9 protein-coding genes and 1 other RNA gene are annotated in these 11424 nt (G+C 37.3%); 8 read left to right on the top strand and 2 right to left on the bottom strand.

What is annotated here, in order from left to right; translation table 11 throughout:
- The first annotated feature begins 183 nt into the window (after positions 1–183).
- From OCF95_RS05470 to OCF95_RS05455, 4 genes are all read left to right on the top strand, one after another.
- A complete protein-coding gene (locus OCF95_RS05470) occupies positions 184–1344 on the top strand; it encodes a polysaccharide polymerase (protein ID WP_237447054.1) in 1161 nt (386 codons plus the stop codon).
- 162 nt (positions 1345–1506) lie between these two features.
- Complete coding sequence (gene glf, locus OCF95_RS05465; RefSeq protein WP_247933462.1) at positions 1507–2604, top strand: UDP-galactopyranose mutase; 1098 nt, start codon at positions 1507–1509, stop codon at positions 2602–2604.
- 24 nt (positions 2605–2628) lie between these two features.
- Positions 2629–3681 (top strand): sugar transferase, encoded by a 1053-nt coding sequence (locus OCF95_RS05460; RefSeq protein WP_203212673.1) that lies wholly within the window; start codon positions 2629–2631, stop codon positions 3679–3681.
- 199 nt (positions 3682–3880) lie between these two features.
- On the top strand, positions 3881–5860 hold the full coding sequence (locus tag OCF95_RS05455; RefSeq protein WP_261105039.1) for a peptide ABC transporter substrate-binding protein: 1980 nt from the start codon (positions 3881–3883) through the stop codon (positions 5858–5860).
- A 141-nt stretch (positions 5861–6001) separates the two neighbouring features.
- On the opposite strand, the gene pbp1a is transcribed toward OCF95_RS05455, so the two are convergent.
- Positions 6002–8188 carry a penicillin-binding protein PBP1A gene (pbp1a, locus tag OCF95_RS05450; RefSeq protein WP_045604955.1) on the bottom strand — a complete coding sequence of 729 codons (2187 nt, stop codon included), beginning with the start codon at positions 8186–8188 and terminating at the stop codon, positions 6002–6004.
- Positions 8185–8781 carry a Holliday junction resolvase RecU gene (gene recU, locus OCF95_RS05445; RefSeq protein WP_020901564.1) on the bottom strand — a complete coding sequence of 199 codons (597 nt, stop codon included), beginning with the start codon at positions 8779–8781 and terminating at the stop codon, positions 8185–8187. Before recU ends, pbp1a begins: the two co-directional genes overlap by 4 nt.
- A gap of 66 nt (positions 8782–8847) precedes the next feature.
- Between recU and OCF95_RS05440 the strand changes: the two genes are divergently transcribed.
- The 4 genes from OCF95_RS05440 to OCF95_RS05425 all read left to right on the top strand — a co-directional run bounded on the left by OCF95_RS05440 (position 8848) and on the right by OCF95_RS05425 (position 11422).
- Positions 8848–9375, top strand: a complete 528-nt coding sequence (locus tag OCF95_RS05440; protein ID WP_045604952.1) for an SLOG family protein — start codon at positions 8848–8850, stop codon at positions 9373–9375.
- A 72-nt stretch (positions 9376–9447) separates the two neighbouring features.
- Positions 9448–9777, top strand: a complete 330-nt coding sequence (gene gpsB / locus OCF95_RS05435; protein ID WP_000146534.1) for a cell division regulator GpsB — start codon at positions 9448–9450, stop codon at positions 9775–9777.
- 20 nt (positions 9778–9797) lie between these two features.
- An RNA gene (gene rnpB, locus OCF95_RS05430) (RNase P RNA component class B) lies at positions 9798–10179 on the top strand.
- 85 nt (positions 10180–10264) lie between these two features.
- Positions 10265–11422, top strand: coding sequence for a THUMP domain-containing class I SAM-dependent RNA methyltransferase (locus OCF95_RS05425; RefSeq protein ID WP_261018860.1), 1158 nt, complete (start codon positions 10265–10267; stop codon positions 11420–11422).
- Positions 11423–11424: the final 2 nt, after the last annotated feature.

Here is an 11424-nt window from a genome sequence, read left to right as displayed (position 1 = left end):
TCTATACAGAAATAATCAAAGTTATTTTTGCAAGAATTTGTTTTAGCTAAGTTAGTTGATTGAAAAAGTCTAGAAAGGGAAGGATGGAAGATTGTAGATGAACTAAAAGTTTAAAAATATTAAATAATATATAAAAATTATCAATTATGTTCATTCTATATTATTCTTTACCAAATAAATAATATGATAAAAATTAAATTTGAAAATCTACTGGTTAGTATTGTTGTATCTGTAGTGATATTTTTTAATACTATTTCTACTACAATGCTGGATAAAACTTTTTTTCAAGCTAAAGCAAATTATCTTTTATTAGTAGTTTTGTTATTAGGTCTTCGTTTTATGTTTCCAACACGTATTTCATTTAAATATCTAATATTTTCTTCTTTGCTATTATTATCAGGAATTTTAGTATATTTTCAGACTGGAAAACTTAATTTTCTTATTTATTCAGCCCTTCTAGTTTTATTAGTTAATGTAGATATGAAAGTAGTTTTGAAAACGTATGTCATTGTAGCAGGTTTTCTTGTACTAAGTGTATTTCTTTTATCTCTCTCAGGTGCAGTACCCAATCTACAATATAATCGTGAAGGAGTTATTCGGAATTCGTTTGGATTTATCTATCCTACAGATTTTGCATCCCACTGTTTCTATATTTTCTTGGCTTTTTCTTATTTATTAAAAGATAAATTTATATGGATTAGATCTCTAATAGGTGTACTTTTATCTTTCTTTGTTATAAAATATTGTGATGCACGTTTAAATGGCTTATCAATTATTTTAGCAACAATTATTTTTATATTTTTCTATTTTAATGAAGATAAGAAATTTCGGATCTATTCAATTTTCCCTTATTCTGTAGTTCTATGTTCGTCAATAATGATGTATTTATCTTATATTTTCTCTTGGGGATCTCCATTTTTAGTATCTATCAATAAATTAATTACAGGTAGATTAGCTTTGGGGAAAAATGCATTTAATACTTTTGGTGTACATCTTTTTGGAACTAGAGACGTATTATTTAAAGGGTCAGGAGGTAAAACGGAGGCTGTTATTGATTATAACTACGTAGATTCATCGTATGTTCAAATGTTATTTACATATGGTGTTATACCTCTTGTGCTACTTATATGTCTGTATGTTGTAATTTCGAGAGAACAGTATAAGCAGGGGCAATATTTATATGTAGTAATATTATCTTTAGTGGCTCTAAACTGCATGATTGAAGCTTTTTGGTTTGTCCCGACTTACAATATATTCATGTTTTTGTTGTTCACAAAAAATACTTTTGTTAATAAATCGTTGAATAATTTTAATCCTTTGGATAAAACGGAGTTGTTAAACTGATGAAATGAATTTTTTTGATTTACAAAATTATTTTTCTTCATAAAATGAACTATTCTAACTAATATTTCAAAAAAAATTTTTAAAATCTATTTTTGCATGATATTTTAATGAGGATAACTTTACAATGCTACAAAAGTGTCGAGTCTAATAAAGGAGTGTAATATGTACGACTATCTAATCGTTGGTGCTGGTTTGTCGGGAGCAATTTTTGCTTATGAAGCAACCAAGCGTGGAAAAAAAGTAAAAGTGATTGATAAACGTGACCACATTGGTGGAAATATCTACTGTGAGAATGTAGAAGGAGTCAATGTCCATAAATATGGTGCCCATATCTTCCATACTTCTAATAAGAAAGTTTGGGATTATGTGAATCAATTTGCTGAATTTAACAACTATATCAACTCGCCTGTAGCTAATTACAAGGGTAGCCTTTATAATCTACCTTTCAATATGAATACTTTCTATGCTATGTGGGGAACAAAAACTCCTCAAGAAGTCAAAGATAAGATTGCTGAGCAAACGGCTCACATGAAGGATGTTGAACCTAAAAACTTGGAAGAGCAAGCTATTAAGTTGATCGGCCCAGATATTTATGAAAAGTTGATCAAAGGCTATACTGAAAAGCAATGGGGACGTTCTGCGACTGACCTTCCACCGTTTATCATCAAACGTCTACCAGTTCGTTTAACCTTTGATAATAATTATTTTAACGATCGTTACCAAGGGATTCCAATTGGTGGCTATAATGTCATCATCGAAAATATGCTGAAGGATGTAGAAGTAGAACTTGGTATTGACTTTTTTGCCAATCGTCAGGAATTAGAAGCTTCTGCTGAAAAAGTTGTCTTTACAGGGATGATTGACCAATACTTCGATTACAAACATGGTGAATTAGAATATCGTAGTCTTCGTTTTGAGCATGAAGTTCTGGATGAAGAAAACTATCAAGGAAATGCAGTTGTCAACTATACAGAACGTGAAATTCCTTATACTCGTATTATTGAGCATAAACATTTTGAGTATGGTACGCAAGATAAAACGGTCATTACTCGTGAATACCCAGCAGATTGGAAACGAGGAGATGAACCTTATTATCCAATCAATGATGAGAGAAACAATGCTATGTTTGCTAAGTATCAAGAAGAAGCAGCACAGAATGATAAGGTGATTTTCTGCGGACGTTTGGCCGATTATAAATACTACGACATGCATGTGGTCATTGAACGTGCCCTAAATGTTGTAGAGGAAGAGTTTAAATAAGATAACGAAGGATAAAATTGATAGATGAAATATTATCTAAAAGAAGAATTTCTGAAGGATTCTGGTGCACGAAATGCGGGGAATAAGGCTCGAAACGATGTTGAAGAAATAGTAGTTCGTGAGGGCTATAGTCCTTTGTTATTGATGGTAGATGATTGGTATCAAATGGGGACTATTAGAGCCCAACGACACAAGGCCAAAGCCTTATCCAAAGCAATCTCTAAGTTAAAGGAAGGGGATCAGCTACTGATTCAATTTCCTATGCTTCATCATAGTTTCTTTACGACTCATTTAGTCAAAAGAATGCAGCGTAAAGGAGTGAAGGTTCACTTTATTATTCATGATTTAGAAGTTTTGCGCTATGCTAATTTGGATACAGTACCCTTGAAGCATAAAATTCGTGTTCATCTTCAAGAGTCAAGTCTTTTGAAACAAGCTGATGGTCTTATTGCTCATAATCCAGTTATGAAATCAGTGCTTGTTGATAAGGGAATTTCTGAGAAAAAAATAGTTAGTTTAGGCATTTTTGACTATCTGATCCCGAATTATCAGGAGAAAGAAGATTTATCGAAGGAAGGAGCTATTATTGTAGCTGGAAATTTAGCTCAAGAAAAAGCAGGTTACTTATATGAGTTGCCTGCAAGACCGGCATATAACCTTTATGGTGTTGGTTTTGATGAGGCTAGAAAGCTATCCAATGAAACCTATTTTGGTTCCTTTCTTCCAGATGAACTACCGGCAGCGTTGGAAGGAAGCTTTGGTTTAGTCTGGGACGGTGATAGTTCTAAAACTTGTAGCGGAGTATATGGTGAGTATTTGAGATACAATAATTCCCACAAGGCTTCCCTTTATTTGGCTTCTGGTTTTCCTATTATTGTTTGGAAACAATCTGCTTTGGCTAATTTCGTCTTAGAAAAAGAGTGTGGAATTAGTGTTGAGAGTTTACTTGACTTAGAAGAAGTATTGGAACATTTATCTCAAGCAGAATATCAGAATTTGGTCAAAAATGCTAAGGTTGTAGGCCAAAAAATTCGTGAGGGTTCTTATCTCCTTTCCGCATTGCAAGCTTTAAATTAATGAATCTAAAAATGACTTAAATAGATAGATGAGGGAATTACTGAGTTCCCTCTTTTCTTATAGTGAAAAAAGAGATTAGAAAATGAAATAAGATTAAATAGTTGTCAGAAAATAACAACTAAACATGAAAATTCAGAAAATTCTATTGACAGAACTTAAAAAAGGGTCTATAATGGATAGAAAAACAATGGAGAGTACTATGAAAACAAGGAAAGTATTGGCTCTTGCGGGAGTAACTTTATTAGCAGCAGGTGTCTTAGCTGCTTGTTCTGGGGGCTCAGGTGCTAAAGGTGAGCAGACTTTTTCATTTACCTACGAGACAGACCCAGATAACCTCAACTATTTAACAACTGGTAAGGCAGCGACCGCTGACATTACTAGTAATGTGATTGATGGATTGCTTGAAAATGATAAATACGGGAACCTTATTCCCTCAATGGCAGAGGACTGGTCAGTTTCTAAGGATGGGTTGACTTACACTTATAAGATTCGTCAGGATGCTAAGTGGTACACATCTGAGGGAGAAGAGTATGCTCCTGTTAAGGCTCAGGACTTTGTGACAGGTCTTAAATATGCGACAGATAAGAAATCAGAAGCCCTTTACTTGGTACAAGATTCAATTAAAGGTTTGGACGCATACGCTAAAGGGGAAAATAAAGATTTCTCTCAAGTTGGGATTAAAGCGATTGACGATCAAACAGTCCAATACACTTTGAACAAACCTGAAAGTTTTTGGAATTCTAAAACAACCATGGGTGTCTTGGCACCAGTTAATGAAGAGTTTTTGAACTCAAAAGGGGATGATTTTGCCAAAGCAACAGATCCAAGTAGTATCTTGTACAATGGTCCTTATTTGTTGAAATCTATTGTAACCAAATCTGCTGTTGAATTTGCGAAAAATCCTAACTACTGGGATAAAGACAATGTCCATATTGACAAAGTGAAATTGTCATTCTGGGATGGTCAAGATACTAGTAAACCTGCAGAAAACTTTAAAGATGGTAGCTTAACAGCAGCTCGTCTCTATCCAACTAGTGCAAGTTTTGCAGAGCTTGAGAAAGAGATGAAGGATAATATTGTCTATACACAACAAGATTCTACGACTTATGTAGTGGGGACAAATATTGACCGTCAGTCCTACAAATATACTTCTAAGACTAGCGAAGAACAAAAGACATCTACTAAAAAGGCTCTCTTAAACAAGGATTTCCGTCAGGCGATTGCTTTTGGTTTTGATCGTACGGCCTATGCCTCTCAGTTGAATGGACAAACTGGAGCAAGCAAAATCTTACGTAATATCTTTGTTCCACCAACATTTGTTCAAGCAGATGGTAAAAACTTTGGAGATATGGTCAAAGAAAAATTGGTGACTTATGGGGATGAATGGAAGGATGTCAACCTTGCCGATGCTCAAGACGGTCTGTACAATCCTGAAAAAGCTAAAGCAGAATTTGCTAAGGCTAAGACTGCTCTTCAGGCAGAAGGAGTACAGTTCCCAATTCACCTAGATATGCCTGTTGATCAGACAGCAACTACAAAAGTTCAACGTGTCCAATCTATGAAACAATCCTTGGAAGCGACTTTAGGATCTGATAATGTGGTTATTGATATTCAACAATTACAAAAAGATGACCTATTGAATGTTACTTTATTTGCACAAACTGCTGCTGGTGAGGATTGGGATCTTTCTGATAACGTTGGATGGGGACCAGACTTCTCAGATCCATCAACTTATCTTGACATCATCAAGCCTTCTGTAGGGGAAAATACGAGAACTTATCTAGGATTTGATTCAGGAAAAGACAATGAGGCGGCTAAGAAGGTTGGTCTCAATGATTATGATAAAATGGTCAATGAAGCAGGTGAAGAAACTACAGATGTTACAAAACGTTATAACAAGTATGCCGAAGCTCAAGCTTGGTTGACAGATAGTGCCTTAGTCATCCCAACAACTTCTAAAACTGGTCGTCCAATCTTGTCTAAGATGGTACCATTTACTTTACCTTTCTCTTTCTCAGGTAACAAGGGGACAAGCGATCCGCTCCGATACAAATACCTTGAACTTCAAGACAAGGCAGTCACTGCAGATGAATATCAAAAAGCTCAAGATAAATGGATGAAAGAAAAAGGAGAATCCAATAAAAAAGCGCAAGAAGAACTCGCAAAACATGTGAAATAAGATAAAAAGAAGTTAGTTATTCGCTAACTTCTTTTGGTTTATCGAAAATGAGTTGAAACATCTTTTCACTTTCAAAGATTATGAAGTTAATTTTTTTGTAGAAAAAATCCTGAGTTTTTATTCTCAGGATTTTCTTTCATCTCACTGTTGTGGTTGCTGTTGAACTTGTGGATTTTGTGGCGTTGGTTGTACTGGTTGTGTCGGTTGAACAGCCTGGCCAGCTTGTCCTTGATTAGGATCAGTTGCTGGAGCATTATTGGGTTGTTGACCAACCGTCGTACTTGCCTGTGTAGTTGAACTTTCAGCTGTTGTGCTTGGAGTTTCTACTGTTTGTGTTTGTTGTGTTACTGAATTATTCCATGTGTTCTTTGCGTTGTTCTGGAAGACGAATTCTCCATTTCGGAACAGGCCGTCTGGCATCGTCCAATCTCCAGGTTGGTCATCTTCTGATAGATACGATATCATTGAGCGATAAACCTTAGCAGCAACTAGGAAACCATCTCCAACGATTGGAGTTAAACGATTTGAGTAACCAGTCCATACAGCCATAGAATATTTACGAGTATAACCTACAAACATTTCATCTGGAGCTACGTAGCCAGTGTTCTTGATATACTTTTCAATTTCGTCGTCAGTATAGTTAGAAGTACCTGTCTTACCTGCTTGTGGAAGCCATGGTAGGTAAGCACCACGTCCGGTTCCGTAAGCTAAAACAGTTTTCATCATTTCGGTCATCATATAGGCAGTAGTTTCTTTCATAGCTCGTGTACCAGCATCAGAAAATTCTTTTTCACTACCATCACTGAAGACGATTTTATTGATATACATTGGTTTGTGGTAAATACCACCATTAGCAAAGGCGGCATAAGCAGCAGCCATTTTTTCACTACTTGCACCGTACTGTTTGTTGGATTCAGTTGTGTTACTTGAAATGGCGTTTGCATAATGCATACTTGGATAGTCGATACCAAGACCATTAAGGAAGGTTTTAGATCTATCTAGACCAACCTTATTCAAAGTCTCAACGGCTGTGACATTTCGTGATTGTTGAAGAGCATACTGGATTGTAATGTTTCCAAAGTAACCATGATCCCAGTTGTAGACTGGAGTATCAGTGCCAGGATAGTTATAAGGAACATCATGTACAATAGAAGCAGTAGAGTCATAAACTCCATATTCTAAAGCGGGAGCATAGTCAGTGATTGGTTTCATTGTAGAACCCCAGTCACGATTGGTTTCAACGGCTTGGTTGATTCCGAAAGACACATTACTTGATTGGTGACGGGCACCTAACTGAGCAATGACTTTACCATTTGTTACATCCACGATAGTGGAAGCTACTTGAAGTTCATCATCTGGATAAGCAACGTACTCATCTGTATTGTAAACATCCCAAAGTCTCTGTTGAACATTTTTGTCGACATTAGTATAGACTTCCATACCTGTGGTAAGAAGGTTGTAGCCCGTTTCTTGTTCGACTTGGTCGATTACTTCTTTGAGGTAGTTGTCCATATAGGCTGGGTAACTATTGGCTGACTTCAAGCTTTGAAGACCGTCAGTGATAGGCGTATTAATAGCTTTTTCGTAATCTTCTGCACTGATATACTTCTGTCCCTTCATTTCTGAAAGTACCAAGTTACGACGCTCTAGAGCAGCTTCTGGATGAGAATATGGATCATATTGGTTTGGTGCTTGAGGCATTCCGGCTAGGAGTGCTAACTGTGGCAAGCTTAAATCCTTCAAGTCTTTTCCATAGTAATTTTCGGCTGCGGTTTGCATTCCATAGTTACCGTTAGACATGTAGACTTTGTTGATGTAGTAGGTCAGGATTTCTTGCTTGGTTGCTTTTTGCTCTAATTGAACGGCTAGCCAAGCTTCTTGGGCTTTACGTGACAAGGTTTGATCGGCAGTTGAAGTAGAGAAATAAGTTAATTTAATCAATTGCTGAGTCAAGGTTGAAGCCCCTTGGAGCCCTCCTTTCCCTTGGAGGTTTCTCAATGCCGCCCCCATGATACGAATGGTATCAACACCTCTATGATCAAAGAAACGGTGGTCTTCGATAGACACGATGGCCTTGACCAAGTCAGTAGGAATTTCATTTGCTTGGGCATTTACGCGACGTTCAGATCCAAGGTCAGCAATCAGTTCGTTTTTGTTGTCATAAATCTTGCTAGAGGTTGTCGCAACTAATTTACTCTCAGATAAGGCTGGAGCCTTGCTAACAAAGTAGAGGAAGATACCTCCACCCAATAGAAATAATGCGATAAATAAGGTAAGAAATGTAATTCCAATATACTTTAAGAATCGCAGAATAGTTTGTTTATTCATCTTGTTTTACCACCTAGTAAATGTTCTTTGATAATATCGAGATAGGGAATTTGAGGGAAAGCTCCTTGCTTTACTAAATATCCGTATTCTTGAATATATCCAAGTGGCATTGATTTTTGACCCTTATCTTGATGATAAAAGCGAATCAAATCAAGTGCCGGCAACAAATAAGTTTCTTGTCGAGAAGAAAAATGAAGCAGTACGAAGCAAATGCCCTGCTGTTCTAGAACTTGTTCCATATGTTGAATCTGGTGAAGATGGAAGTTCTTCATTGGGATAGCATTTTTTTGCCGCGTTTCCTTGGCTTCAAAGTCAATGTAATGTCCTCTATATACGCCAGAGTAATCTGTTGTGGAAGCTTGTCTAAAGTAGGCTTCTACAATTTTGGCTCGACTACGTTGAGGATAGTCTACTCGAACAATCTGAACAGGCGTTGGCTTTTTATGGATAACTGCCATGCCATGCGTCAGATAGTAGTCGTTTGTAGCGTTGATCATCTTTTCAAAAGTCATTCCTCGATTTGCGAAATTTTTTGGTTGAGAAATGGATGTTTGGCTTTTTTTTGATGAAATTTTATGAGGATAGTTGACCATATTTCTCCTTATTGGTACAATAACATCACTCTATTATACCATAAAAATAGAAAGAAAGGTGTAAAAATGACTACAGCTTTAATTATGGGATATTCTAATTTTGACTTGGGTTTGTTTAATGAAAAAGATATCAGGATAAAAATTATAAAGAAAGCCATTCGCCGTGATTTAGAAAGTTTAGCAGAAGAAGGGATTAAATGGCTGGTCTTTACAGGAAACTTGGGATTTGAATCTTGGGTGCTGGATGTCGCAAATGAAATGAAAGAAGAATATGATTTCAACCTAGCAACCATTTTTGATTTTGAAACACACGGGGAAAATTGGAATGAAGCGAATCAGCTTAAACTTAGCCAATTTAAGCAGGTCGATTTTGTCAAATATGCCTATCCTAAATATGAACATATGGTGCAACTACGAGACTACCAACGATTTTTACTGGAAAATACTGATTTAGCTTATTTTTTCTATGACCCAGAAAATGAGACTAAATTAAAATTTATAGACAATTTGATGAAAAATCAGGAAGGTTATCGCATAAAAAGGCTAACCTTTGAAGACTTAAATGAGCTAGTAGAAAATTTTTCTGAAAAGTAAGGCTTTGACCTTGATTTTTGTTTGCCTTTTTTTATATAATAATACTATTAGAAACCGAGAATGGAGAGAGAGATGGCAAGTATTATTTTTTCAGCGAAAGATATTTTCGAGCAAGAGTTTGGACGTGAAGTCCGTGGGTATAGTAAGGTTGAAGTTGATGAATTTTTGGACGATGTCATCAAGGACTATGAAACTTATGCTGCCTTAGTCAAGTCTCTCCGTCAAGAAATTGCAGAGTTGAAGGAAGAATTGTCTCGCAAACCTGAATCTGCACCGGTTCAAGCAGAACCACTTGAAATGACAGCAACAACTTCTATGACGAATTTTGATATTTTAAAACGTCTAAATCGTCTTGAGAAAGAAGTATTTGGGAAACAAATTTTGGATAACTCTGATTTATAAGAGCTTATTTGAAAAGTGCAATTTTTGGATAATCGCGTGAGGAGAATTTCTTTTCATGAGGAAAGTCCATGCTAGCACAGGCTGTGATGCCTGTAGTGTTTGTGCTAGGCGAATCCATAAGCCTAGGGACGAGAGATCGTTACGGCAGTCGAAATGGCTAAGTCCTTGGATAGGCCAGAGTAGGCTTGAAAGTGCCACAGTGACGGAGTCTTTCTGGAAACAGAGAGAGTGGAACGCGGTAAACCCCTCAAGCTAGCAACCCAAATTTCGGTCGGGGCATGGAGTACACGGAAACGAACGTAGTACTCTGACTGCTACCAGCTGTAAGCTGTTAGTGGTAGACAGATGATTATCGAAGGAAGTGGTCCTAGTCACTTCTGGAACAAAACATGGCTTATAGAAAATTGCATATAGGTTGGGGCTGAGAAAACTTTCTCAACCTCATTTTTTAAAGTGGACATATAGAAAGGTCTTATAAGACTGTAACATGAAAAAAGAATTTAATTTAATTGCTACTGCTGCAGCGGGTCTTGAGGCTGTCGTTGGTCGTGAGGTGCGAGAGTTGGGCTACGATTGTCAGGTTGAAAATGGACGTGTTCGTTTTCAAGGAGACGTGAGAGCCATTATCGAAACCAACCTCTGGCTTCGGGCAGCAGACCGTATCAAGATTATCGTAGGAACTTTTCCAGCTAAGACTTTTGAGGAGCTCTTTCAAGGAGTTTTCGCCTTAGATTGGGAAAATTATTTACCGCTTGGAGCTCGTTTTCCGATTTCGAAAGCCAAATGTGTGAAATCTAAATTACACAATGAACCCAGTGTTCAGGCTATTTCAAAGAAGGCCGTTGTCAAGAAATTGCAGAAACACTACGCCCGCCCAGAAGGTATTCCTCTGATGGAGAATGGTCCTGAGTTTAAGATTGAGGTTTCTATTCTCAAAGATGTAGCAACTGTCATGATTGATACGACAGGGACTAGCCTCTTTAAACGTGGCTATCGTACCGAAAAAGGTGGGGCTCCTATCAAGGAAAACATGGCAGCAGCTATTTTGCAACTCTCTAACTGGTATCCAGACAAGCCCTTGATTGATCCGACCTGTGGTTCAGGAACTTTCTGTATAGAGGCAGTTATGATTGCTAGAAAGATGGCGCCTGGTCTTCGTCGCTCCTTTGCTTTTGAGGAATGGAACTGGATTAGCGATCGCTTGATCCAAGAAGTGCGCACAGAAGCGGCTAAGAAAGTGGATCGTGAGCTTGAGCTAGATATCATGGGTTGTGATATCGATGCACGTATGGTGGAAATTGCTAAGGCCAATGCTCAGGCAGCAGGTATTGCAGGAGATATTACCTTTAAGCAGATGCGCGTGCAGGATTTGCGTTCTGATAAAATCAATGGAGTGATTATCTCTAACCCACCTTATGGTGAACGCTTGTCAGATGATGCAGGGGTTACCAAGCTTTATGCTGAGATGGGTCAAGTATTTGCTCCTCTGAAAACCTGGAGTAAGTTTATCCTAACTAGCGATGAAGCCTTTGAGCTCAAGTACGGTAGTCAAGCGGATAAGAAGCGTAAGTTGTACAATGGAACCTTAAAAGTTGATTTGTATCAATATTTCGGTCAGCGTGTTAAACGTCAGGAAGTAAAGTAGAA

The organism is Streptococcus mitis (assembly GCF_946188615.1).
Classification (GTDB): Bacteria; Bacillota; Bacilli; order Lactobacillales; family Streptococcaceae; genus Streptococcus; species Streptococcus mitis_BZ.
The sequence above is the reverse complement of the archived record's forward strand: the minus strand, read 5'-3'. Positions and strand labels throughout refer to the sequence as shown.

Excerpts from the sequence above, each read along its gene's own strand:
- OCF95_RS05470 (WP_237447054.1), top strand. The coding sequence starts at position 184 with ATGATAAAAATTAAATTTGAAAATCTACTGGTTAGTATTGTTGTATCT.
- glf (WP_247933462.1), top strand. The coding sequence starts at position 1,507 with ATGTACGACTATCTAATCGTTGGTGCTGGTTTGTCGGGAGCAATTTTT.
- OCF95_RS05460 (WP_203212673.1), top strand. The coding sequence starts at position 2,629 with ATGAAATATTATCTAAAAGAAGAATTTCTGAAGGATTCTGGTGCACGA.
- OCF95_RS05455 (WP_261105039.1), top strand. The coding sequence starts at position 3,881 with ATGAAAACAAGGAAAGTATTGGCTCTTGCGGGAGTAACTTTATTAGCA.
- pbp1a (WP_045604955.1), bottom strand. The coding sequence starts at position 8,188 with ATGAATAAACAAACTATTCTGCGATTCTTAAAGTATATTGGAATTACA.
- recU (WP_020901564.1), bottom strand. The coding sequence starts at position 8,781 with ATGGTCAACTATCCTCATAAAATTTCATCAAAAAAAAGCCAAACATCC.
- OCF95_RS05440 (WP_045604952.1), top strand. The coding sequence starts at position 8,848 with ATGACTACAGCTTTAATTATGGGATATTCTAATTTTGACTTGGGTTTG.
- gpsB (WP_000146534.1), top strand. The coding sequence starts at position 9,448 with ATGGCAAGTATTATTTTTTCAGCGAAAGATATTTTCGAGCAAGAGTTT.
- OCF95_RS05425 (WP_261018860.1), top strand. The coding sequence starts at position 10,265 with ATGAAAAAAGAATTTAATTTAATTGCTACTGCTGCAGCGGGTCTTGAG.